Source organism: Lachnospiraceae bacterium (assembly GCA_025758065.1).
Taxonomy (GTDB): Bacteria; Bacillota; Clostridia; order Lachnospirales; family Lachnospiraceae; genus Enterocloster.
The window spans coordinates 3,354,563-3,379,129 of the sequence record CP107199.1 but is presented as its reverse complement, the minus strand read 5'-3'; the positions used below and the strand labels follow the sequence as shown (position 1 = coordinate 3,379,129).

At 42.6% G+C, this 24,567-nt stretch carries 24 protein-coding genes; 22 read left to right on the top strand and 2 right to left on the bottom strand.

Translation table 11 applies throughout. From position 1 onward, the window contains the following. Positions 1 to 8 precede the first annotated feature (8 nt). The 4 genes from OGM16_15760 to rpsU all read left to right on the top strand — a co-directional run bounded on the left by OGM16_15760 (position 9) and on the right by rpsU (position 4,567). Positions 9 to 617 (top strand): hypothetical protein, encoded by a 609-nt coding sequence (locus OGM16_15760; GenBank protein ID UYJ46231.1) that lies wholly within the window; start codon positions 9 to 11, stop codon positions 615 to 617. After that, entirely contained in the window at positions 607 to 1,371 is a 765-nt protein-coding gene (locus tag OGM16_15755; GenBank protein UYJ46230.1) for a GntR family transcriptional regulator, read from the top strand. The genes OGM16_15760 and OGM16_15755 overlap by 11 nt, the downstream gene beginning before the upstream one ends. A 217-nt stretch (positions 1,372 to 1,588) precedes the next feature. After that, positions 1,589 to 4,237: an alanine--tRNA ligase gene (gene alaS, locus OGM16_15750; protein UYJ46229.1), complete on the top strand. Its 2,649-nt coding sequence runs from the start codon at positions 1,589 to 1,591 to the stop codon at positions 4,235 to 4,237. 153 nt (positions 4,238 to 4,390) lie between these two features. Further along, positions 4,391 to 4,567: a 30S ribosomal protein S21 gene (gene rpsU / locus OGM16_15745; GenBank protein ID UYJ46228.1), complete on the top strand. Its 177-nt coding sequence runs from the start codon at positions 4,391 to 4,393 to the stop codon at positions 4,565 to 4,567. A gap of 209 nt (positions 4,568 to 4,776) precedes the next feature. Here the strand turns inward: rpsU and OGM16_15740 are convergent, their stop codons facing one another. Then, positions 4,777 to 6,522 carry an NFACT family protein gene (locus OGM16_15740; protein ID UYJ46227.1) on the bottom strand — a complete coding sequence of 582 codons (1,746 nt, stop codon included), beginning with the start codon at positions 6,520 to 6,522 and terminating at the stop codon, positions 4,777 to 4,779. A 318-nt stretch (positions 6,523 to 6,840) separates the two neighbouring features. Between OGM16_15740 and OGM16_15735 the strand changes: the two genes are divergently transcribed. The 12 genes from OGM16_15735 to OGM16_15680 all read left to right on the top strand — a co-directional run bounded on the left by OGM16_15735 (position 6,841) and on the right by OGM16_15680 (position 17,097). Next, entirely contained in the window at positions 6,841 to 8,022 is a 1,182-nt protein-coding gene (locus OGM16_15735) for a transposase (protein ID UYJ46226.1), read from the top strand. Between the two features lie 271 nt (positions 8,023 to 8,293). Then, on the top strand, positions 8,294 to 9,172 hold the full coding sequence (locus tag OGM16_15730) for a YicC family protein (GenBank protein UYJ46225.1): 879 nt from the start codon (positions 8,294 to 8,296) through the stop codon (positions 9,170 to 9,172). A 36-nt stretch (positions 9,173 to 9,208) separates the two neighbouring features. Next, positions 9,209 to 9,841: a guanylate kinase gene (gmk, locus tag OGM16_15725; GenBank protein ID UYJ46224.1), complete on the top strand. Its 633-nt coding sequence runs from the start codon at positions 9,209 to 9,211 to the stop codon at positions 9,839 to 9,841. An 89-nt stretch (positions 9,842 to 9,930) separates the two neighbouring features. Next, the gene (gene rpoZ / locus OGM16_15720; GenBank protein UYJ46223.1) at positions 9,931 to 10,209 is read left to right on the top strand and encodes a DNA-directed RNA polymerase subunit omega; all 279 of its coding nucleotides are present in this window, start codon (positions 9,931 to 9,933) and stop codon (positions 10,207 to 10,209) included. Between the two features lie 169 nt (positions 10,210 to 10,378). Next, positions 10,379 to 11,746 carry a 30S ribosomal protein S12 methylthiotransferase RimO gene (rimO, locus tag OGM16_15715; GenBank protein ID UYJ46222.1) on the top strand — a complete coding sequence of 456 codons (1,368 nt, stop codon included), beginning with the start codon at positions 10,379 to 10,381 and terminating at the stop codon, positions 11,744 to 11,746. After that, entirely contained in the window at positions 11,730 to 12,272 is a 543-nt protein-coding gene (gene pgsA, locus OGM16_15710; GenBank protein UYJ46221.1) for a CDP-diacylglycerol--glycerol-3-phosphate 3-phosphatidyltransferase, read from the top strand. The genes rimO and pgsA overlap by 17 nt, the downstream gene beginning before the upstream one ends. Before the next feature lie 3 nt (positions 12,273 to 12,275). Continuing rightward, positions 12,276 to 13,520 (top strand): competence/damage-inducible protein A, encoded by a 1,245-nt coding sequence (locus OGM16_15705; protein ID UYJ46220.1) that lies wholly within the window; start codon positions 12,276 to 12,278, stop codon positions 13,518 to 13,520. A 93-nt stretch (positions 13,521 to 13,613) separates the two neighbouring features. Continuing rightward, on the top strand, positions 13,614 to 14,942 hold the full coding sequence (locus tag OGM16_15700) for a hypothetical protein (protein ID UYJ46219.1): 1,329 nt from the start codon (positions 13,614 to 13,616) through the stop codon (positions 14,940 to 14,942). 80 nt (positions 14,943 to 15,022) lie between these two features. Further along, positions 15,023 to 15,346: a hypothetical protein gene (locus OGM16_15695; GenBank protein ID UYJ48486.1), complete on the top strand. Its 324-nt coding sequence runs from the start codon at positions 15,023 to 15,025 to the stop codon at positions 15,344 to 15,346. A gap of 13 nt (positions 15,347 to 15,359) precedes the next feature. Continuing rightward, positions 15,360 to 16,421 (top strand): DUF2953 domain-containing protein, encoded by a 1,062-nt coding sequence (locus tag OGM16_15690; GenBank protein ID UYJ46218.1) that lies wholly within the window; start codon positions 15,360 to 15,362, stop codon positions 16,419 to 16,421. Between the two features lie 10 nt (positions 16,422 to 16,431). Then, a complete protein-coding gene (locus OGM16_15685; GenBank protein ID UYJ46217.1) occupies positions 16,432 to 16,860 on the top strand; it encodes a GerW family sporulation protein in 429 nt (142 codons plus the stop codon). A gap of 99 nt (positions 16,861 to 16,959) precedes the next feature. Continuing rightward, positions 16,960 to 17,097: a hypothetical protein gene (locus OGM16_15680; protein UYJ46216.1), complete on the top strand. Its 138-nt coding sequence runs from the start codon at positions 16,960 to 16,962 to the stop codon at positions 17,095 to 17,097. 71 nt (positions 17,098 to 17,168) lie between these two features. Here OGM16_15680 and rpmB read toward each other — a convergent pair whose 3' ends face one another. Then, positions 17,169 to 17,354, bottom strand: coding sequence for a 50S ribosomal protein L28 (rpmB, locus tag OGM16_15675; GenBank protein UYJ46215.1), 186 nt, complete (start codon positions 17,352 to 17,354; stop codon positions 17,169 to 17,171). A gap of 167 nt (positions 17,355 to 17,521) precedes the next feature. On the opposite strand from rpmB, the gene OGM16_15670 reads away from it, so the two are divergent. The 6 genes from OGM16_15670 to OGM16_15645 all read left to right on the top strand — a co-directional run bounded on the left by OGM16_15670 (position 17,522) and on the right by OGM16_15645 (position 24,559). After that, positions 17,522 to 17,878 (top strand): Asp23/Gls24 family envelope stress response protein, encoded by a 357-nt coding sequence (locus OGM16_15670; protein UYJ46214.1) that lies wholly within the window; start codon positions 17,522 to 17,524, stop codon positions 17,876 to 17,878. 13 nt (positions 17,879 to 17,891) lie between these two features. Beyond that, complete coding sequence (locus tag OGM16_15665; protein UYJ46213.1) at positions 17,892 to 19,610, top strand: DAK2 domain-containing protein; 1,719 nt, start codon at positions 17,892 to 17,894, stop codon at positions 19,608 to 19,610. Between the two features lie 61 nt (positions 19,611 to 19,671). Then, a complete protein-coding gene (locus OGM16_15660; protein ID UYJ46212.1) occupies positions 19,672 to 20,379 on the top strand; it encodes a Bax inhibitor-1/YccA family protein in 708 nt (235 codons plus the stop codon). 27 nt (positions 20,380 to 20,406) lie between these two features. Further along, on the top strand, positions 20,407 to 21,288 hold the full coding sequence (locus OGM16_15655; protein UYJ46211.1) for an ROK family protein: 882 nt from the start codon (positions 20,407 to 20,409) through the stop codon (positions 21,286 to 21,288). Then, positions 21,285 to 23,342: an ATP-dependent DNA helicase RecG gene (gene recG / locus OGM16_15650; GenBank protein UYJ46210.1), complete on the top strand. Its 2,058-nt coding sequence runs from the start codon at positions 21,285 to 21,287 to the stop codon at positions 23,340 to 23,342. Before OGM16_15655 ends, recG begins: the two co-directional genes overlap by 4 nt. A gap of 128 nt (positions 23,343 to 23,470) precedes the next feature. Beyond that, positions 23,471 to 24,559: a class I mannose-6-phosphate isomerase gene (locus tag OGM16_15645; GenBank protein UYJ46209.1), complete on the top strand. Its 1,089-nt coding sequence runs from the start codon at positions 23,471 to 23,473 to the stop codon at positions 24,557 to 24,559. Positions 24,560 to 24,567: the final 8 nt, after the last annotated feature.

Below are 24,567 nucleotides of genomic sequence, written 5' to 3'. Positions count from 1 at the left end.
GCGGTTCAGTGAAAAACTATTCCGATGAGTTCTGGTATATGCATATCCTGGACAAAGATTCTGTTGGGAAACAGTTGAATTTGGAAGAAAAATCAACTATAATAAAATATAGTATGCAAGAAGCAGAAAGGCAGTTAAAACTGCTGGGAGATCAGTATGGAAAGCGGACTGTAAAGGGATATCTGGATTTTTTGGGTTTTCATATAGAAACAGAAAAACCGGAACTTATGCCTTCTTTTCTTTATATGGGAATGATGGTTCCAGAAGAAAAGAAAGTCCTGTTAAATGAAACTGTGATCACTTTAGGGGAAAGCCGGATGGAAATCCGGCTTTCTTCGGATAGTGACATTTATCGTTGCTTTAGGGATATTATTCTGTGGCATGAATTATTTCATGTGCTGGAAGAACAAAGGCCGCAGATTTATACGCGTAGTGTACAGGCCAGATGCAGCTTTTTGGGGCTTTTTAAAAGGATGAGAAAAGTAGAAGCTGCAAGTGAGATCGGTGCTATCCATTTTTCAAAGCTGGCGTCAGGAGTTTCTTTTTGTCCTTATGTTTATACCCAGTATCTTCTTGCAGCAACAAAACAGGATACGGAAGTAGAAGATGAGTTCTGAAACAGTAAAAAAACAAGAAGGTCATGATATATATACAGTTTTAAGAGACGATATTATGGGTCTTCGTTTAAAACCAGGTATTATTTTCAGCATTAAAGATATTTGTGAATTGTATGAGTCTGGCCGTACCCCGGTAAGAGATGCCCTGATCCGTTTGGAGCAGGAAGGAATGATCACATTTCTGCCACAAAGAGGTACTATGATATCCAGACTGGATCTGAGACGGATCGATAATGAACGTTTTATCCGTCGGTCTATTGAAGAAAACGTGATGCGGGATTTTGTAGCTGCATTTTCCCCTACTGTCATCTTACGATTAGAGGATCAAATCCAGAAACAACAGGAATGCATACGAGCAGGGGATGTACGCGGCTTTTTTGCATCAGATGAAAACTTTCATTCTCTATTTTACAAAGAAATAAACAGAATGTATTGTTGGGATGTGATACAGAAGGAATGTTGTAATTATAAACGTATGCGTCTGCTTACACTGATGCTTACAGATACAGATAATGCTATGGTGTCTGTACTGGAAGATCATGAGGCGATCGTATCTGCAGTGTCTGTACGGGATCTGGATAAGGTATTATATTGGTCTGGCATGCATTTGGATAGGATAAGGGCTCAGGAGCATAAGCTTTTAAAACAATTCCCGGATCTGTTTGAAGAGGGAACAGTTCAGGAGCAGGATAAAAAAGGAGGCGGGGAACTGGCAGGAGATTTCCTTGTTTCTATTCGTTCCAGGGGAGTATAAGAGATTAAAAAATCGAAAGGCTTGTGTTGCGGAAAAGCTTAAGGGCATATTTTCTCTTGCTAATTCAGCTCTAATATGGTAAAATTCCGTTTATGAGTTTATATACATGGTTTGTTTTAGGAGGGCATTCACAGGCAAAATCTGTTCTGCCTGGATTTTTGCTGTCCTGAAATATTTACTGAAAAACCCTAATTTTATATAATGGAGGAAGAAAAAAGTGAAACAACCACAGTACCGCGGAGTGAATGAGCTGCGCCGTATGTTCCTTGAATTCTTCGAGAGCAAGGGACATCTGGTGATGAAGAGCTTCTCACTTGTGCCGCATAATGATAACAGCCTTCTGCTGATCAATTCCGGTATGGCACCGTTAAAGCCTTATTTTACCGGACAGGAGATCCCACCAAGAAGAAGAGTGACCACCTGCCAGAAATGTATCCGTACAGGTGATATTGAAAATATCGGAAAAACCGCACGTCACGGTACTTTCTTTGAGATGTTAGGAAACTTCTCATTCGGTGATTACTTTAAAACAGAAGCGATCCACTGGTCCTGGGAATTCTTAACAGAGGTAGTTGGCTTAGATCCTGATCGTCTGTATCCTTCTATCTATCAGGATGATGATGAAGCATTTGATATCTGGAACAAGGAGATCGGCATCGCTCCGGAGAGGATCTTCCGTTTTGGCAAGGAAGATAACTTCTGGGAGCATGGTTCAGGTCCTTGTGGTCCATGTTCTGAGATTTACTACGACAGAGGCGAAAAGTATGGCTGCGGTAAGCCGGGATGTACCGTAGGCTGCGAATGCGACCGTTACATCGAAGTATGGAACAATGTATTCAGCCAGTTTGACAATGATGGTCATGGCCATTATTCTGAACTGAAGCAGAAAAATATTGATACAGGTATGGGTCTGGAACGTCTGGCAGTTGTTGTTCAGGATGTAGACTCCCTTTTTACTGTAGATACCAACAAGGCTCTTTTAGACAGAGTATGTGCTCTTTCTGATAAAGAATACCAGAAAGACCATGAAACCGATGTTTCTCTTCGTATTGTTACAGACCATATTAAGTCCTGTACGTTCATGATCTCTGATGGTATCATGCCTTCTAATGAAGGAAGAGGCTATGTACTGCGCCGTCTTCTGCGCCGTGCAGCACGCCATGGAAGAAAGCTTGGCATTGAAGGTAAGTTCCTTGCAGAGCTTTCCAAGACTGTTATTGAACTTTCCAAGGACGGATATCCAGAACTGGAAGAGAAGCAGTCCATGATCTTTAAGGTGCTGACTGAGGAAGAAGATAAATTTAACAAGACCATCGATCAGGGTCTGGCTATCCTTGCTGAAATGGAAGATGCTATGGCAGCTGCCGGTGAGAAGACCCTTTCCGGTGAAAATGCATTTAAGCTGTATGATACTTACGGTTTCCCGGTAGATCTGACTAAGGAGATCCTGGAAGAAAAGGGCTGCACTGTTGATGAAGAAGGCTTTGCAGCAGCTATGAAGGAGCAGAAGGACAAGGCACGTAAGGCACGTAAGACAACCAACTATATGGGTGCAGACGTAACTGTATATCAGTCTATTGATGCTTCTATCACCTCTGAATTCGTAGGTTACGATAAATTAGATGTAGACTCCAGGATCTCTGTTCTGACTACAGAAGATGAGATCGTAGAAGCTTTAACAGATGGCCAGAGAGGAACCATTATTGCAGACCAGACCACATTCTACGGAACTATGGGTGGACAGCAGGGCGATAAGGGCACCATCCACAGTGCCAACGGTGAATTTAAGGTAGAAGAGACCATTCATTTACAGGGCGGAAAGATCGGCCATGTAGGTGTTATGACTAAGGGAATGTTAAGTGCCGGCGAGACAGTTACCTTGTCTGTATGCCCGAAGAACCGTGCACTGACCAGCAAGAACCATAGTGCTACCCACCTGCTGCAGAAAGCATTGCGTACTGTATTAGGAAGCCATGTAGAACAGGCTGGTTCCTATGTAGATGCAGGACGTCTTCGTTTCGACTTTACCCATTTTTCTGCTATGACTCCAGAGGAGATCAAGAAGGTAGAAGATATTGTAAATGAAGAGATCCAGGCTGCGCTTCCGGTTGTAACCGAGGTTATGACTTTAGATGAAGCAAAGAAAACAGGTGCTATGGCGCTGTTTGGAGAAAAGTATGGTGAAAAGGTACGTGTTGTAAAGATGGGAGATTTCTCCACAGAACTTTGCGGCGGTACTCATGTAGCTAATACCAGTACCATTGGATATTTTAAGATCCTTTCCGAGGCAGGTATCGCAGCTGGTGTAAGACGTATTGAAGCACTTACATCTGATGGTCTGATGAAACATTATACAGAAGTAGAGACAGAGCTTCAGGAAGCAGCGAAGACAGCTAAAACAACTCCGGCAGGTCTTAATGCAAAGATCCAGTCCCTGTTAGATGAGATCAAGGCATTGAACTCTGAAAATGAAAAGTTAAAGAGCAAAATGGCAAATGACTCCTTAGGAGATGTATTAAGCCAGGTTAAAGAAGTAAATGGCGTTAAGGTACTTGCTTCTAAGGTGGCTGATGTAGATATGAACGGTCTTAGAAATCTGGGTGACCAGCTAAAGGATAAGATCGGTGAAGGTGTAGTTGTGATCGCTTCCGTTATGGATGGAAAAGTAAGCTTAATGGCAACTGCAACAGATGAGGCACAGAAGAAGGGTGCTCATGCAGGCAACCTGATCAAGGCTATTGCCGGTCTTGTAGGTGGCGGCGGCGGTGGCCGTCCGAATATGGCTCAGGCCGGTGGTAAGAATCCTGCAGGCATTGAAGAAGCTTTAAAGAAAGCCGTTGAAGTAGTAGAAGAACAGACCAAATAAGCCTGTTTGAATAAAAAGTGCAAAAAACGCAGAAAAATATAAAATTTTTCTTGACGTATGGGAATTTTATGCTATAATCATAGCAGTGCTAAAAATACCCAAACAGTTGTATTATGCACAATTACACAACTGGAGGGAGGTTAGGTGTGAGCGATGTCAAACGTAATTGTTAAAGATAACGAGAGCTTAGACAGTGCTTTACGCAGATTCAAGAGAAACTGCGCAAAGGCTGGCATTCAGCAGGAAATTCGTAAAAGAGAGCATTACGAGAAGCCAAGCGTAAGACGTAAGAAAAAGTCTGAAGCTGCTCGTAAGCGTAAGTATAACTAATTCTTGCACGGAATTGGTTCGCTTGAAGTAAAATAAATCGGCCGGTCGTCAGCTATGTCTGATGGACCGGCTGTTTTATATTCAGAGTGCATGCATCTGGAAAATGCTGCCTGTAACAGGTTTTTTAAGTATAATAAAAACGCCCCGAAGGGCGTTTTTTGTATATAGAGTTTTAACTTTTCCCGCTCACGGGCGGGGGATGATATTACCTATTTTACTTCCTGCAGATCGCATTTTGGAGAAGCTACCAGAGAGTAATTGGTATGATATATTACAAATCCCGGGGCAGCTCCGGCAACCTTCCTGATATTTTTCTTCTGTATATAGTCGATCTCTACTTTATCATTTTCCCGGCCTTTAGAATAATAAGCAGCCAAAGCACCGGCTTCTTCAAATACCCGGTCTGGCAGATCAGTCTGTCCACTGCTCTTTACGATCACATGGGAACCGGGAATGCCTTTAGCATGGAACCACCAGTCATTGCCGCTTGCTACTTTAAAAGTAAGCTCTTCATTCTGATAGTTATTTTTTCCTACAAAAATGTCATAGCCGTCAGAAGATACATAGTGGAAAGGTTTACTTGTGATCTTTGGCCGTTTTTCGTTGGCACGGCGTTTTTTCACATAACCAAATTCCATCAGCTCTTCTTTGATCTGGACCAGATCATTTTCATCTAAAGCAATGTCAAGGGCAGAACTTACAGATTCCAGATGATCCACCTCAGCCTTTGTTTCTTTGGTCAGCTGGCTTAAAGCTTCGTAAGTACGTTTTAATTTATTATACTTATCAAAATGCTTCTGGGCATTTTCACGGGCGGTCAGCTGTGGATCCAGCGGGATCGTGATCTCTTTATTATCATAATAATTAATGCACTTAAAAGACTTTTCCCCACCCTTTAACTCATAACCATACGTGTTTAAAAGCTCTCCATAGATCCTGTATTTTTCCCGCTTCTCTGTATCCTTTAACTGTTTTAACTGCAGGTCGTATTTCTTGCAGCTGCGTTCTAAGGCAGTCTGTACAATACGCCGCAGGTCAGAAGATTTCTGACGGATACGGGTAATAGTGTCCCTGGAGGCATAATAATTTTCCAGAAGTGCACTGATGGAATCATAAGCTTTCCTGCAATATCCCTTGCTGTCGTAGCAGCTGAGAGGAACGCTGGCATATTCAATGGGAGTGTCGCCGTCATATATAACAGAGGGAGAAAAATGCCCGTCTTTTATATCCTCCATCATCAGACGGAAGGTATGATACAGGTGGATCAGCTCCGGTTCTGTCAGTTCAGTAGCTGAGCGGTCAGAATCAATGGAAGCCAGGTGGCACAGCTCTTCGGCGATAATAGGACTGATGCCGGTAAGGTGCCCGTATAAAGCCTTCTGCACAGAAGTAGGAGAGGTGGAAATACAGTTTTTGAAAACGTCTTCTGTCACTTCCAGAGGATTTTCCTTTGCGATGGTCTGGGGAATAAAATATTCCCGGCCAGGCAGAACCTCTCTTACAGAACTCATGCTGGCAGAAACGTGTTTGATGCTGTCGATGATAGTTCCGTCTTCTTTACAGAAGATAATGTTGCTGTGTTTTCCCATGATCTCTACGATCAGGCGCTTTCTGCACAGGTCTCCTAATTCATCTAAATGCTCCAGTTCAAATTCTAAAATACGCTCCAGCCCCGGCTGCTTTACAGAGATAATGCGGGCACTGCCGATATGTTTTCTTAAAAGCATACAGAAATTTGGTGCAGTGAGAGGACTGGTCTTATTGTTTGCTGTAAGATAAATAAGAGGCAGGCTTGCACTGGCAGAAATCTGCAGGCGATAGTTTTCTTTGTTATTTTTAATGGTAATAAGCAGTTCGTCCTTTTCTGGCTGGGCAATCTTTGCGATTTTTCCGCCTTCTAAGGTGTGCTTAAATTCCCAGACGAGATTTGCTATGGTAATACCGTCGAATGCCATTTATATTCACTCCTGTCAATTAAAAAATAAAGCAGTACTGCAGGCAGACTGCTTTTATAAGGATACCACATTTTCTGCAAATAGAAAAGTGTTACAGAAATCCGGCAGGGATTTCGCTTTTAAGATAAAAAGTTCCCCGTTTTGCAAGGGATCCATCTGGCAGAACGGGGAATTCTCATATTGAATAAAAAGTTACTGTTTTTTCTGCATAAGCAATCAAAAAGGACACCTTTTATTGTATAATTATGTTACCCACAAAACAACACGAAAGAAGGTGTCCTTAATGAAAAATTAGCATTAAAGAAGCTGCTAACTTATATGAAAAGTGTATATAAAATCCCGGAGAAAATCAAGGGGTTATCGGACAAAAGAAAAAGAAGAACGATCCCATTATTTAATATCGTCATGCCGGCACTGCTCTTTCTGATGCTGCAGTATGAGAGTTTTCATACAGTTTTTTCTGCGCCTGAAAGTATGGGAAAACGATTGAAAAACTGCATACATGGAAAAATACCTAAAATTGATGCGGTCCGTGACCTTCTTACCCAGATAGATCCAGATGAGATCCGTGAGATCCACGACCAGACGATCGATATCATAAAAAGCAACCGTGTATTTCGGGAAGGGACTATAGGTGGATATGTTGTAGCCGGTATCGATGGAGTGGAATTGTTCAACAGCACAAAAAAGTCCTGTTCGGACTGCCTTAGCCGGAAAAACCGTGCAGGTGAAACAGAATATTTCCACCGGAGCGTGGTCTGTATGACAGTAGGAAAAACGCCACATGTAATCCTGGGCCAGGAAATGTTAAAACCGAGGGACGGAGCGGAAAAAGATGAAGGAGAACTGACAGGAGGAAAAAAGCTGATCAGACGTCTGAAGGAAAGACACGGACATTTCGCAGATGTGATCGTAGCAGATGCGCTGTATCTGAATGCCCCATTTATCAATACGATAAAAGAGTGCGGACTGGATGCGGTGATCCGACTAAAAGATGAACGAAGGGAACTGTTTCAGGATGCGGAAAGCCTGTTTAAGCGGGATGAGGGGAAAAAAAGGTCGTTTACCTGTGGAAAAAAGAATATAGAAGTCTGGGATCTTTCAGGATTTGAGATAGATAATAGTCCCCATAAGCTTCGTGTGATCCGATATCATGAAAGCTGGAAAGAAAACGAACGCCGGATGTGGCTGGTAACGACTCTGGATCAAGGGGAACCTCGGGTTTTATGGGAGATGATGAACCGAAGATGGGATATAGAAGAGAATGGATTCCACCAGTTGAAAACGTATTATCACGCAAAACATTGCTATTGCCATGCAGCAACAGAAGTAATATTTGATCTGATGATCATCGGCTTCAACATGAGAGAATTATACCTGTATCGCCGTATTCAAAGATTTAAAGAAAGTGGAATCAGCCGAAAAAGTGTGAACCGGAAGTTTTGTGATGAGCTATTATTGGAAAAAGTAAAAAGTATCTTGTATGAAAAGGGCGGATAGTCTGTCAGTGGGAAAATAAAAACAGGCGCTTTGAAATGAGCTAAATTTAACTAAGGGGGGACGTTGTGCGCATTCAGCTATTCAGGAAGCAAAAGAGAAAATAAGCGTGAGAGGGGCACTATTTATAAATATACAGTGCTAAAAGCGAAATCCCTGGAAATCCGGAAATCCTTAAAGGGCTGTGTCTGGTTAATGATTTTCAGTTGACTTGCTTTTCCTGATGAATTATAATAATTAAGATTATATAGGAAAACGAAAGAGAGGCATTCATATGTTAAAGAGCATGACCGGTTTCGGAAGATGCGAGAATGCTACGGATGAATACAAGATTTCTGTAGAGATGAAAGCGGTAAATCACAGATACCTGGACTTAAGTATCAAGATGCCGAAGAAGTTCAATTATTTTGAGGCTGCGATCCGTACCCTTTTAAAGAAGTACATCCAGAGAGGTAAAGTGGATCTTTTTATCAATTACGAAGACTATACAGAAGGCAACCTCTGCTTGAAGTATAACAGGATCCTGGCTGGGGAATATATGGAATACTTCAGAAAAATGGAAGAAGAGTTTGGTATCCGTAATGATATCCAGGTATCTGCTCTTTCCAGATGTCCGGAAGTTCTGACGATGGAACAGGTCCCGGATGATGAGGAGCATCTTTGGGAGATCCTTTCTGCTGCATTGGAAGAGGCAGCAAAAAAGTTTGTTGCTTCCAGAGAGACAGAGGGAAATCATTTAAAAGAAGATCTTTTAGGTAAGCTGGATTATATGACAGAACTGGTGGACTTTATCGAAGAACGTTCCCCTGCTATTTTAAAAGAATACAGACAGAAGTTAGAAGATAAGGTGAAAGAGCTGTTAAATGGTACTCCTATGGATGAAGGGCGTATTGCAGCGGAGGTTGTGATCTATGCAGATAAGATCTGTGTAGATGAGGAAACTGTCCGTCTGAGAAGCCATATTGAAAATACAAAAAGAGAGCTTTTATCCGGGGAAAGTGTAGGACGTAAACTGGATTTCATTGCCCAGGAGATGAATCGGGAGGCAAATACCATTCTTTCTAAATCCAGTGATCTTGCTATTTCAGACAAAGCTATTGCTTTAAAGACAGAGATTGAAAAAGTAAGAGAGCAGATCCAGAATATTGAATAACATTTTTGACTGAATAAAAATGGCAGGAGGCATTTTATGGACCATCAGGGAATTTTAGTCGTTGTATCCGGATTCTCCGGCGCAGGCAAAGGAACTTTGATGAAAGAACTGTTAAAGCGGTATGACAATTATGCATTGTCTATATCTGCTACTACCAGGGCACCCAGAGAAGGGGAAACAGACGGAAAAGAGTATTTTTTCGTTTCAAAGGAACAGTTTGAAAAGATGCGTGATGAGCAGAAACTGATCGAGTATGCCCAGTATGTAAATCATTATTATGGCACGCCAAAGGAATACGTAGAACAGAAAATGGCAGAGGGAAAAGATGTGATCTTAGAGATCGAGATCCAGGGTGCGTTAAAAGTGAAAAAGCGCTTCCCGGATGCCCTGTTGTTATTTGTAACCCCGCCAAGTGCTGAGGAACTGCGCAAACGTCTGGTAGGAAGGGGTACAGAGACCTTAGAAGTGATCAATGCCAGACTGGCCCGGGCAGCAGAAGAAGCTTCCGGTATGGAAGCCTACGATTATCTGCTGGTCAATGATGATCTGGACCGCTGTGTGGAAGAGATGCACAACCTGATCCAGTTACAGCACAGAAAGACCTGCTATCATCTGGACTTCTTAAGCAGGATGCGGGAAGAACTGTACCATTTAGATGATCTGAAATAAAAGCGCAATACAGAAAAATTTGGTAATTCCAAAAACCAATCATATAAAACAAAAACACTATAAAATCCACATTGAAAGGGGAATGTAATATGTTACATCCATCATACACAGATCTGATCAACGTTGTAAACAAAGATATTGAACCAGGTGAGCAGCCTGTAGTCCAGAGCCGTTATTCTATCGTTATTGCAGCTTCCAAACGTGCAAGACAGCTGATCGCAGGTGATGATGCCATGGTTGCAGGCGCTGCAGGGAAAAAACCTTTATCTATTGCTATTGATGAGCTGTATCAGCAGAAGGTAAAAATCCTTCCGGAAGAGGAGCCATCCGCAGAGGAAGAACTGGATACAACCGAAGAACAGGCATAAGACTTTAGAAAAAAGCCGTCTGCTGCATCAGAGCACCGCCGGAAGAGCCGGGGCGCCAGGTGCAAGAGATGGCTTTTTCTTGTAAGCGGATATGTTGCCGGATGGTGATATTACCACAAATGAAAGTCAGGATGAGAATACAGATTTGATTTAGGAGCAGATTTATCATATGGAAAAAATTAAGTTGTTTTGTGTGTCTTTAGGCTGCGATAAGAACCTGGTAGACACGGAGAAAATGTTAGGAGTAGCAGGTGGGCTTGGTGTTTCTTTTACAGATGATGAGACAGAGGCAGATGCCATCCTTATTAATACCTGCTGTTTTATCGGTGATGCCAAGGAAGAAAGCGTTAATACTATTTTAGATATGGCCCGCTATAAAGAAGAGGGGAAATGCCGCGCTTTGATCGTTGCAGGATGTCTGGCACAACGCTATAAGCAGGAGATCATTGATGAGATCCCGGAAGTAGATGCTATTTTGGGAACTACTTCTTATGAAGAGATTGGAAATGTACTTACCCGTCTATTTGGAGAAAATGGGGAAGAAAAGAAAGCAGAGCATATTTCCTGTTTCCATGATTTAAAAGAACTGCCGACGCAGGCAGAAAAACGTGTGATGACCACAGGTGGACATTATGCTTTTTTAAAGATCGCGGAAGGGTGCGACAAGCGCTGTACCTACTGTATCATCCCTTATTTAAGAGGGCCTTACCGCAGTGTGCCTATGGAGCAGCTGTTAGCTGAGGCAAGAGAACTGGCTGACAATGGGGTAAGAGAGCTGATCTTAGTTGCCCAGGAGACAACTCTTTACGGAAAAGACCTGTATGGTGAAAAGAGTCTTCCAAAGCTTCTTCATGAACTGGCCCAGATCCCAGGTATTTACTGGATCCGTATCCAGTACTGCTATCCGGAGGAGATCACAGATGAGCTGATCCAGACTATTAAGTCTGAGGAAAAAGTATGTCATTATCTGGACATTCCGATCCAGCATGCCAGCGACCGTATTTTACGGAGAATGGGAAGACGGACCCACAAAGCAGAACTGAAGGAGCGTATCAGTGCCCTTCGCCGTGAGATCCCGGACATTGCCCTGCGTACCACCTTCATCTGCGGTTTCCCGGGAGAAACACAGGAAGACCATGAAGAATTAATGGAATTTGTAGATGAAATGGAATTTGAGCGTGTAGGTGTATTTACTTACTCTGCAGAAGAGGATACGCCGGCTTATTCCTATCCGGACCAGATCCCGGAGGAAGTAAAAGAGGAGCGGCGCGCAGATGTAATGGAACTGCAGCAGGAGATCGCTTTTGAACACTGCGAAAACATGGTAGGAAAAGTTCTGGATGTTATGATCGAGGGAAAAGTAGCTGATGAACCTGCATATGTGGGACGTACCTATATGGATGCACCGAATGTAGATGGGCTTATTTTTGTAAATGCCGATGAAATGCTGATGTCCGGTGATTTTGTAAGGGTAAAAGTAACCGGAGCAAATGAGTATGACCTGATCGGGGAGGTATATCATGAATCTGCCGAATAAATTAACTGTTATGCGTGTGATCCTGATCCCTTTTTTCGTAGCGGCCCTTTTATACGACAATGGAAGCAGCCAGACCATGCGTATTGTTGCAAACGTGATTTTTATCGTAGCCAGTCTTACAGACCTTTTTGATGGAAAGATCGCCCGTAAGTATAATCTGGTCACTAATTTCGGTAAATTTATGGATCCACTGGCAGATAAGCTGCTGGTATGTTCGGCCCTCATCTGCCTGATCCAGTTAGGACAGCTGCCTGCATGGGTAGTGATCATTATCATCAGCCGTGAGTTCATCATCAGCGGTTTTCGCCTGGTAGCAGCAGACAACGGTATTGTGATCGCAGCAAGCTATTGGGGCAAGTTTAAAACTACCTTCCAGATGATCGCAGTGATCCTTATGATCTTTAATATTCCGGCTTTAGCAACTGTAACTATGATCATGCTGGTGATCGCAGTAGTGCTTACAGTGATCTCACTGGTGGATTATGTGGCGAAAAATATTGAGGTGCTTACAAAAGGAGGCATGTAAAACATGACAGCAGAACTGATCAGTGTGGGAACTGAGATCTTAATGGGGAATATTTTAAACAGCAATGCCAGATATCTGGCAGAGAAATGTGCCTCATTAGGACTGGATATGTATTATCAGGTAACAGTAGGCGATAATTATGAGAGGATGATGTCAGTTGTAAAAACAGCACTGGGCCGTTCTGATATCATTATCGTTACCGGTGGACTTGGACCTACAGAGGATGACCTGACAAAAGAAGTATGTGCAGAAGCTATGGGAATGGAACTGGAAGAGGATCCTCATACCAGAGCTTGTCTGGAAGCTTTTTTTAAGAATAATATCTACAAAGAAATACCGGAAAACAACTGGAAAATGATAACGATTCCCCATGGATCCGTTGTGCTGGATAATCCTAATGGCATGGCACCGGGACTTATTATGGAAAAAAATGGTAAAACCGCTATTTTACTTCCCGGACCGCCAAATGAACTGTATCCTTTATTTGAAGGACAGGTATTTCCTTATCTGGAAAAAAGACAGAATTCCCAGCTGGTATCCCATATGGTGAAGATCTGCGGATATGGTGAGAGTCAGGTGGAAGATAAAATACTGGATCTGATAGATAAACAGACCAATCCTACCATTGCCACTTATGCAAAAACAGCAGAGGTACAGGTACGTCTTACTGCGAAAGCAGCTACCAGGGAAGAAGGGGAAGCCCTGATCGCGCCTGTAATGGCAGAACTGTTTGCCCGTTTTGGGGATTGTATCTTTACCACAGAAGAAGATGTGACACTGGAAATGGCAGTAGTGGATCTTTTACAGAAGAAGCATCTGACTATGGCAACTGCCGAGTCCTGTACAGGTGGAATGATCGCTGCCCGCCTTGTAAATGTTTCCGGCGTTTCTGATGTGTTTATGCAGGGAATGGTCACTTACTCCAATGAGGCGAAAATACGGCTTCTAGGTGTAAAAGAGGAAACTCTGGCAGCCTATGGTGCAGTCAGCCGTGAAACTGCTTTGGAAATGGCGTTAGGTGGAGCTGAACGTTCCCAGACAGATGTGTGCGTGGCAGTTACCGGCCTTGCAGGTCCTGGAGGCGGAAGCCAGGAGAAACCGGTGGGGCTTGTTTATATGGCCTGCGCTGTAAAGGGAAAAGCAGAAGTTTTGGAATATCATTTTAAAGGGAACAGAGGTAAGATCCGTGAACAGTCTATGATGAAGGCCCTGGATCTGGTGCGCCGCTGTGTGTTAAAGGCAGACTGATATTTGGGCACAACTGATAAAAAATCTTCTCATAAAATCAGGCACAGAAAGATTCCGAGAGAACATTATTGAGAATATGAGGTAGAAACTGGAATGGAAATAAAAAAGCTCAAACGTCGTCTTACGGCTGCATATCATTATTCTTTCATCCGTATGACATTGAATTTTTATACCTGTTATGAAATGATGGCAGAAAAGACTGGTGAACCGAATGCCAGTGTGCTGGCGCTATATGAGAGATATTTTGGATTTCTTGGCTCTTTTCTGGAAAAAAAGAGCGTGTCTTTAGATGGATTTGAGGCACTTCGTCAGGATACGATCAAGGAGATGGAAAAACTGACTGCCTATACAGATATTTTTCAGGCCTACGAATATGTAATGAACCGGGTAGAAGGCCGTTTTATGCCTCAACTGGTAGGAAAGCAGCCGGAAGATACAGATGCTTTATTAGATGAGATCATAAGCTATCTTACCCAGTCTGATGATCCAGCGGATTTTCATGAACGTTTTCAGCAGATCATCAGCCAGCTGCCAGTGCGTTTTACTAAAAATAAATTCTTTGCTATTATTGAGGAAGGAATGAGCGTTTATAAAGGAGCTCCAAAGGCTGGGCTGGATGATATGCTGTATATGCTCCGCTCAGAGGCTCTTTTAAACAGGCCCAAAACTTCTGGGACTGAAAATGAGGAAGATTCTTATAAAAAACTGTACCAGATTCTGAAGGAATTTTTACAGGCAGATTTTAGTACCTTAGAAGCGGCAGGATATTATCACCTTTCTTCTAAGCTGGAGGAAGCAGGTGAACTGTTAAGTGAAGCGACTGGGGATATTTTAATGTTAATGGATATGGTCAATGATCTGTATGTGCTGCTTTTATGTGAAGACCATGCTATGGTGGATCTGGAAGAAACACAGGTTATGACAAGGATACTGGGAGAGGTTCTTGAACTGTTTAAGGAAGATAAATGGAAAGAGATACCTGCAGAAACAGCAGATCTTCTTCCAAAACTGGAAGGAAAACAAGAAAGCAGCTTTGAGCAGTGGATGGCCAATGAGATCCCTATGGAAGAATTGTCAAAGGATGTTTCTCCAGTGACAGAGGTGCTGTGGAAAACAGGACTGCTCTTATCCGGAAGCTCTTTTGCTTCTCTGGAGTATAAGGATTTAGAGGAAACAGCAGACGAAGAAATGATCAGAAAGGGATTAGAACAGCTGTTTGCGGATATCAGGGAGTCATGGAAGGAGCTTCCGAAGGTGTTGACAAGGGCTGCCATGGCAAAGTGTCTTTCGATACTGCCTATTACATTTAAGTCATCAGATGAGGCTGAAAAATATATTAAAAACAGTCTGGAATGCTGCAGTGACGAAGTGGAAAAAGACGGCTGTATCCGTATGATACGTTCTATTATGGAACAGGTATGATACGCAGGGAAAAATGGTTTCCTGCGAGGGACAGCAACATGTGAAAGGTTGGTTTTATGCGCTGGTGGGAGCATATGTATATAGGTGAAAATGCAGCCAGGAACAGAAGGCGTATCCTGGAAGGATTGCGCAACGGAAGTCTGCTTCCTGATACTTATGTGATTACTTTGCCGGAAAGCGGCAATCATATACTTGATATACGTCCTGTAAGTCTTTTGCGTAAAGAAGAACGGGAAAGCAGGGAGCTTCTGATCCTGGGTATTGCCAGAGGTTATGGAGAAGCAGCAGAAGTGGTACGTTCCATGATCGATGATATGTATCAGAAAACAGGTGCATTTAACTGGACAGCGTATATGGAAAGTCTGCCAAAGATCTGTGGGACAGAGGTGGACAGCCGCAAGTAGGGGGAATGGACAGTTGCATATTGTATTGCTTATATTAAAAATACTGGGTATCCTTTTGCTGGTCTTACTGGGGCTTTTGCTTCTGGTGCTGCTTGCAGTCCTTTTTGTTCCTGTGCGGTATCAGCTTCAGGGGATGTGGAAAGAAGATAAATGGGCCAGCGTGAAAGTTTCCTGGCTGCTGTCTGTGATCTCCTTTAAAGGTGCCTATGAAATGGAAAAAGGACTGACAGGTTCTCTTCGTGTTCTGTGGTTTAAGCTTTGGACTATGGGAGATGAATCTGCTGAGAAGATAGAAGAGGCAGAAGAAACAGCAGAAAAAACTGTTAAAAAAGCGGCAGAAAAAGCAGTAACTGCGGATTATGAGGATAAGGCAGAGAAAGCAGAAGCCGGGGAAAAAGCAGAAAAGGTGAGGGAAGCAGAAATCATAGAAAAGCCAGAGAAAAAAGAAAACTTAGAGAAAAGCGGGCTGGTGGAGGCAGCAGAATTGAAAAGTTCCGCGCCAGATAATGAGGAAAAAACTCATAAATCATCAGAAGACAAAATACAGAAAGCAAGCGATGAGGAAAACACTCACAAATCCAGATGCGGTGTTTTCCTTGCAGAATGCATAAAGGCAATGTGGACCCGTCTGCAAGCCTTCTTTCAAAAACTTAAGTTTTCTTTTCAGGGGTTTTGTGATAAGCTAAAAGATATAAAAGCCTTTGCAGATAAAAAAAAGGAATGGCTGGAAGATGAAGAGAACCAGGAATCTTTCAGACTTCTTTTCAAACAGTTAAAAAAGCTGCTTGCTCATGTGTGGCCAGGCAGAGGAAAAGGCACAGTTACTTTCGGTCTGGAGGATCCTTATTATACAGGTCAGATCCTGGCAGGTGCAAGTCTTCTCTACCCATTCTTTTATAAAAGACTTACATTGCAGCCAGTATTTGATGAAAAGTGCCTGGAAGCAGAGCTTGATTACAGAGGACGGGTGCGGGTTTCCTATTTATTATGGTTGTTCTGGGGAATATACCATCATAAACATACATGGAAAATGCTGCGGGGCTTGTTAGGCCGGGATAATAGTTCAGATGAATAAGGGGTATATTATGGCAGAGAATCATTTTACATCTACAATTGAATCATTATTTAAAGGAATGGATCAGTTTGTTACTACTAAAACGGTAGTAGGTGAGCCGGTCCAGACAGGAGATACCATTATTATACCGCTGATCGATGTGACCTGCGGTATGGCAGCAGGAGCTTTTGCAGAAGGTTCTAAACAGAAAGACAAGGGCTGCGGTGGAATGAGTGCGAAAATGAGTCCCAGCGCTGTTCTCATTATCCAGAATGGTGTTACTAAACTGATCAATGTGAAAAACCAGGATGCAGTGACAAAGGTCATTGATATGGCTCCGGATCTTATTAACCGCTTTTTAGGCGGCAAACCGCCAGTATCAGAAGAGACAGCAGCCATTGCAAAAGAAACAGCTGCTTCTTATGCAAAGAGTCCAAAAGAAAACGAAAAACATTCGTGATCCGCTCATTTTTCTTCAAAAAATGGTATTATCTTATAAAAAAGAATCAGACAGCTCCCTTGCAGCATATTATAAATATGGAAGGGAGCTGTTTTTTCTATGAAAAGAGTCTGGGGACTGATGCTTTTTTGCTTTGGGCTTGGAATGGCAGTGCTTTTCTTTGTTCCGGAGACTATATTTACGTTTTTCTTTGTGATCGGATGTCTTATCCTTGGATATAATCTGTTCTGCTGTTAATAAAGAAAGTGTTATAATACAAAAAATCCCGACAGTCTAAACTGCCGGGATTTTTTATGTTCTGTTTGAAATTAAGCTCTTTCTACAAGGCCAGAACGTAAGCAGGAAGTACATACGTACATTCTCTGGGTTCCGCCGTTTACTTTAACTTTAACAGATTTTACGTTTGCTTTCCACATTTTGTTGGACCTTCTATGGGAATGGCTCACTTTGATACCGAAATGAGCTGCCTTTTCACAGATTGCACACTTAGCCATACTATTGCACCTCCTTAAACGTTACTTGGATTTTATAGTAGAAAAAATCCACAACAATGGTATAATACCAGAAACCCGGAAAATTTGCAAGCGAAAAAATAAAAATTTATTTCTTTTTTTAGTGAAATAGTGTATACTGTCACTAGAAAAAGATAGGAGGCGCGTATATGAAGGGAAGAATCAGCAATAAAATGGGCGAGATTCAGATCAACCCAGATGTGATCGCTTTATATGCAGGAACCATTGCAGTGGAGTGTTTCGGTATTGTCGGAATGGCAGCTGTAAGCATGAAGGACGGACTTGTAAAGCTTTTAAAGCGGGAAAGCCTGACACACGGCATTAATGTAGAAATTAAAGAAAATAAAATATCTATTGATTTTCATGTGATCGTATCCTATGGGGTCAGCATATCAGCAGTATCTGACAATTTAATTGAAAGCGTGAAATACAGAGTAGAAGAATTCACCGGCATGGAGGTAGAAAAGATCAATATCTTCGTGGAAGGTGTCAGAGTGATTGATTAGGAGGAAGTTACCCGTGGGTGTAAGTACAATTAATGCCAAAATGGTAAAGAATGCCTTTCTGGCAGGAGCAAAAGGTCTTTCTGATAAGAAAGAATGGATCAATGAGTTAAATGTATTTCCGGTTCCAGATGGAGATACAGGAACGAATATGACCCTTACCATTATGGCTGCAGCAAAAGAAGTGGCAGCACTTAATGATCCTTCTATGGAGCAGTTAGCCAAAGCCATTTCTTCCGGCTCTTTAAGAGGCGCCAGAGGAAACTCAGGCGTTATCTTATCCCAGCTTTTAAGAGGATTTACAAAAGAGATCAAAACCGTAGATGAGATCGATACCACTACACTGGCAAATGCCATGGTCCGAGGCACAGAAACTGCATACAAGGCAGTTATGAAGCCAAAAGAGGGAACGATCCTGACTGTTGCAAAGGGAATGGCAGATAAGGCTCTGGAGATGGCAGCAGAGACAGATGATATCGAAACTTTTGCCCAGGCAGTGATAAAAGAAGGCGACAGGGTTTTAAACCTTACACCTGAGATGCTCCCGGTATTAAAGCAGGCAGGTGTAGTAGATTCCGGCGGTCAGGGCCTGATGCAGGTGATCAAAGGCGCTTTTGACGGTCTTACCGGAAATGTAACTGATTTTACATTAGACGGAGCAGAAGCTCCTGCAAATGGGGCAGCTGAAAAAACAGTACAGACAGGAAACGGGGCAGCAAGGACCGATATTGATACCGCTGATATTAAATTTGGATACTGCACCGAGTTTATTATTAAATTAGAAAAGAAATATACAGACGAAGATGAGGAAGAGCTGAAAAAATACTTAGGCTCTATCGGTGACTCTTTAGTGGTGGTTTCTGACGATGAGATCGTTAAGATCCATGTGCACACTAATCATCCGGGACTTGCCTTTGAAAAGGGACTGACTTATGGTTCTTTATCCCGTATGAAGGTCGACAATATGCGTGAAGAACATGAGGAGCGGGTGATCCAGGATTCCGAACGTCTTGCAAAAGAACAGGCCCAAGCTGATACTGTAAAGCAGGAAGAAAAAGAAGAACCTGAAGAACGCAGGGAATACGGTTTTATCGCAGTATCCTGTGGTGATGGTTTAAGCGAGATCTTTAAGGGTATTGGCGCTGATTATCTTATTGAAGGCGGTCAGACCATGAACCCAAGTACAGAGGATATGTTAAATGCTATTGCACATGTAAATGCAGATCATATCTTTATCCTTCCTAATAATAAGAACATTATCCTGGCTGCAAACCAGGCAAGGGACTTAACTGAGGACAAGGAGATCATTGTTGTCCCGTCAAAGACTGTTCCCCAGGGAATCACTGCTTTAGTAAACTTTATGCCGGATCTTACTTCCAAAGAGAATCTGGAAAATATGACAGCTGAGATGGAACGGGTAAAGACAGCCCAGATCACCTATGCAGTACGTACCACAAACATTGACGGTATGGAGATTGAAAAAGGTGACATCATGGCTATTGGCGATAAAGGCATGCTGGCAGTAGAACATTCCCCGGAAGAAGCAGCAAAGGCCGCTTTAAAGGCAATGTTAGATGAAGACAGTGAACTTGTGACGATTTATTATGGTTGTGATGTAAAAGAGGAGGATGCTGAGAAACTGAAAGAAGAAGCAGAAAAAGAATTCCCGGATAAGGAATTAGAGCTTCAGTATGGTGGACAGCCGATCTACTATTACATGATCTCTGCTGAGTAACATGATCAGTCTGTAAGATCCGCAACTTAATGAGTCTGGCAATAAAAAGGAGAACAAGATTATGAATGATGATTTCAGAATGGAACAGAGTTATGGTGAACAGGCTTATGGTGAAAGCCTTGGCAGATACACTGCAAAAACCTTTGGATGGATGTTTATAGGGCTTCTGATCACCTTTGGCGTAGCAATAGGAATGTATATGACAAATGGTCTGTACTATGTAAGTCAGGTGCCTGGATGGTATTATATCTTATTTATTGCAGAGATCGGTATTGTTATATACCTGTCTGCACGGATCGATCAGATGACAGTTGGAACAGCAAGAGCTATGTTTTTCCTGTATGCAGCTGTAAATGGTATTGTATTCAGCATGTATTTCCTGATCTTCAATGTATTATCCTTATGGATGGCATTTGCTATTACTGCAGCATTTTTCGGTATTATGGCACTGATCGGATACTTTGGAAATATCAATTTTTCTGCGCTGCGTCCGTTTATGATGGCCGGACTGATCTTCTTAGCAGGATTCTGGCTGTTAGCGATGTTCATTGATCTGTCTGCTTATGAGACAGTTGTATGCGCTATTGGTATTTTCATTTTCCTGATCGTTACTGCTTATGATGCAAAGAAGATCCAGGCATTTTACAGCTATTATGGGAATGTGCCTGAGATGGCAGCAAAATCTTCTATTTTTGCAGCATTACAGCTTTATCTTGATTTTATTAATCTGTTTGTTTATCTTCTTCGTTTTGTAGGAAGAAAGAAATAAAAATAAATTAAGTTAGGGGAGAAAAATATGTTAATAGGAGCGCTTGAAGCAGGCGGCACAAAAATGGTCTGCGCACTGGGAAAAGAAGACGGAACCATCATGGAACAGATTTCTATTCCGACCACCACACCGGAGGAGACGATACCGAAGATCACAGCATACTTCAAAGATAAGGGGATTGAAGCGCTGGGCATTGGTGCATTTGGACCTGTGGGAGTAGATCAGAAGGCAGATAATTACGGTTATATCCTGGAAACACCAAAGCTGGCATGGAGAAATAAGGATCTCCTTGGCGGCCTTAAAAAAGAATTGAATGTTCCCATGGGGATTGATACCGATGTAAATGGTTCCTGTCTGGGAGAAGTGACTTACGGCTGTGCTAAGGGACTGGACAGTGTGATCTACATTACCATTGGAACCGGCGTTGGTGTAGGTGTATGGGTAAATGGTGGTCTTCTTCATGGTATGCTCCACCCGGAAGGAGGACATATCCTGTTAAACCGCCATCCGGAAGATAAGAATGGCTGTATCTGCCCAAGTCATCCGAATTGTTTTGAAGGTTTTGCAAGCGGTCCTTCTATTGAGGCAAGATGGGGAAAGAAAGCCATTGAATTAAAAAATGATGAGAAAGTCTGGGAGATTGAAAGCTATTATATTGCACAAGCACTTACAGATTATATTATGATCCTTTCTCCGCAGAAGATCATTTTAGGCGGTGGCGTTATGCATCAGGAGCAGCTGTTCCCACTGATCCGTGAGAAAGTAAAAGATATGGTAGCTGGCTATATCAACACCAAAGAATTACAGGATATTGATAATTACATTGTTCCTGCAAGTCTTCATGACGATCAGGGCATCATGGGCGCAATTAAATTAGGTTTAAATGCTCTGGAACAGGCAAAGAAATGAGCAGCAGTGAACCTATAAGTTCCCTTAAAGGGATCGGAGAGAAAACCGGAAAATTATTTGAAAAGCTGGGGGTCATCACAATTGATGACCTTCTTTCCTATTATCCAAGAGCTTACGACACTTATGAAACAGCGGTGCCTGTAGGCCAGTTAAAAGAACAGATGGTCATGAGTGTGGCAGCCGCCCTTCCAAAGCCGCCGGACCTTCTGCGTACAGGAAAGATCCAGATGGTATCGGCTTATGTCCGGGATATGACTGGCACTTTGCAATTAGCCTGGTATAACATGCCTTATATGCGGGCCAACATTAAAAGCGGCCAGATGTATGTATTCCGGGGAAAAGTGGTACGAAAACGAGGCCGGCTGATGATGGAACAGCCGGAGGTATTTACAGAAGAGGCGTATGCCAATGTGGTCGATGCCATGCAGCCGGTGTATGGACAGACAAGAGGACTTAGCAATAAGACCATTGTAAAAGCAGAAAAACAGGCATTGGAAAACAGGCAGATGAAGAGGGAGTATATGCCTGCTTTTTTACGCAGAAAATATGAACTTGCAGAGATCAATTATGCCTTAGAACATATTCATTTTCCAAGAGACCAGAAAGAACTTTTATTTGCCAGAAAACGCCTTGTATTTGACGAGTTTTTTATGTTCCTGGTAGGAGTACGCCGGTTAAAGGAAAGCAGGGAAGGAAAGAAAACAGAGTTTGTGATCTGCCCGGGGGAAGAGACCAGACACTTAAAGGAGTCGCTGCCCTATGCACTTACCTCTGCCCAGGAGCGTACCTTACAGGAGGTATTTTCAGATCTGGAAAAAGGCTGTGTGATGAACCGGCTGGTTCAGGGTGATGTTGGTTCCGGTAAGACGGTCATTGCTATTCTGGCGCTCCTTGCAGCTGCAGAGAATGGATACCAGGGCGCTCTTATGGTGCCTACGGAAGTACTGGCAAGACAGCATTTTGAGTCCATTACGAAGATGTTTGAAAACTGCGGCATTGATAAAAAAGTGGTTCTGATCACAGGATCCATGACAGCCAGAGAAAAACGTATTGCTTATGAAAAAACAGCTTCCCATGAGGCAGATATTATTATCGGTACACATGCGCTGATCCAGGAAAAGGTGATCTACGATAAGCTGGCACTGGTGATCACTGATGAACAGCACCGGTTTGGTGTTGGGCAGAGGGAACTTTTAAGTGAAAAAGGGGAAACTCCTCATGTATTGGTTATGAGTGCAACTCCTATCCCGCGTACACTGGCTATTATTTTATATGGGGATCTGGATATTTCAGTGATCGATGAGCTTCCTACAGGCCGTCAGGTGATTAAAAACTGCGTAGTAGATACCAGTTACCGTTCCAAAGCTTATGCTTTTATAGAGAAACAGGTGGAAGCAGGCCGCCAGGCGTATGTGATCTGTCCTATGGTAGAAGCCAGTGAGATGATCGAGGGGGAAAATGTTCTGGATTATTCAAAGACACTGCGAAATGCACTGCCGGAGACCATTAACGTAGAGTATCTTCATGGAAAAATGAAGGCAAAGGAGAAAAACAAGATCATGGAACGGTTTGCGGCCGGTGAGATCCAGATCCTTGTATCAACTACGGTTATCGAGGTTGGAGTAAATGTGCCAAACGCTACGGTAATGATGATCGAAAATGCAGAACGCTTTGGTCTGGCACAGCTTCACCAGTTAAGAGGCCGTGTAGGACGAGGCAGCCACCAGTCTTATTGTATCATGGTCAATGGTTCCGGCGGAAAAGATACCATGGAACGGCTGGATATCTTAAACCGGTCCAATGACGGCTTTTATATTGCTTCTGAGGACTTAAAGCTTCGTGGCCCGGGAGATATTTTCGGTGTGCGCCAGAGCGGCGACCTGGAATTCCGTATTGGCGATGTATTTACAGATGCCAATCTGTTAAAGCAGGTTTCAGAAGAAGTCAATGAGATACTGGATGATGATCCGGAGCTGGAAAAAGAGGAACATCTGGAATTAAAGCGCCAGATAGATTTATATTTAGGTGAGCGGTATGAGAAGCTGAATCTGTAAAGATCATATATTTAGAAGAAAAATCGTTCGATTTACTGCTTGAAAAATCTGACGATTTTTTATGCTCAATGTAGAAGAATGAAAAATGAATAAAAATAAAAGAAAAAATGGAAAAGGAGAAGTGAAAGATGAAAAGAGAACCTGTTTGCGTATTAGGCGAAAGAGTGTGGAGAACTTATCTTGGGGGAAGAGAGATCGGAAAGCTCCATGGTGATGAAAAAGCAGAAGACAGCCATTTCCCGGAAGAATGGATGTATTCTGTAACAAGGGCTTTTAATGCTGGGCGGGAAGAGATTGTGGAAGGTCTTTGTAAAATTGCAGGGGGAGAATATGATGAAAAAACATTAAAAGAGTATATAGACTCTGATCCGGAAGAGATACTGGGAAAAAAGCATGTAGAGACCTGGGGTAATACACCTGGTGTTCTTATCAAAATGATCGACAGCAAAGAACGTCTTACAGTCCAGGTGCATCCGGACCGGGAAACAGCAAAACGACTTTTTGGAAGTCCTTTTGGAAAAACAGAATGCTGGCATATTTTAAATACAAGAGAAGACTGCGAGGAAAAGCCGTGTCTTTATCTGGGATTTAAAGAAGGAATCACCAGAAAAGAGTGGGAAAAATGCTTTTTTGAACAGGATTACGATCGGATGTTAGGACTGATGAACTGCCTGGAAGTAAAGCCGGGAGAAACTTATCTGGTAAAAGGAGGCGTTCCTCATGCCATTGGAGCAGGCTGCACTCTGATCGAGATCCAGGAGCCTACAGATTATACCATTCGTGTAGAAAAAGTGACACCGTCTGGTTATACCATTGACGATAGCATGTGCCACCAGGGGCTGGGATTTGAAAAAATGTTTGAGTGTTTTCATTATACAGGAGCAGGTGAAGCTGCTACGAGGGAAGATGCCTGCATTAAAGAGCAGTCTTTGGAAAATGGCGGACAGTGTCTGGTGGGATATGACAGTACGCCCTGTTTTCAAATGGAACAGCACACAGTTGAGATGGGAGAAACAAAGGAATTTGAGGAAGAGGAGGTATTTTCCTGTCTTTATGTTTTATCTGGTAAGGGAATTTTGAAAACAGAAACAAAAGAGTATCAGATTGAAAGAAATTCCCAGTTTTTTGTACCTGCAGGTAAAGAAAAATATTGCATAACAAACGTGGAAGATGAAAAGATAAAAATATTAAAAATGCATGGACCTAAGAGCGAATAGTCATATAA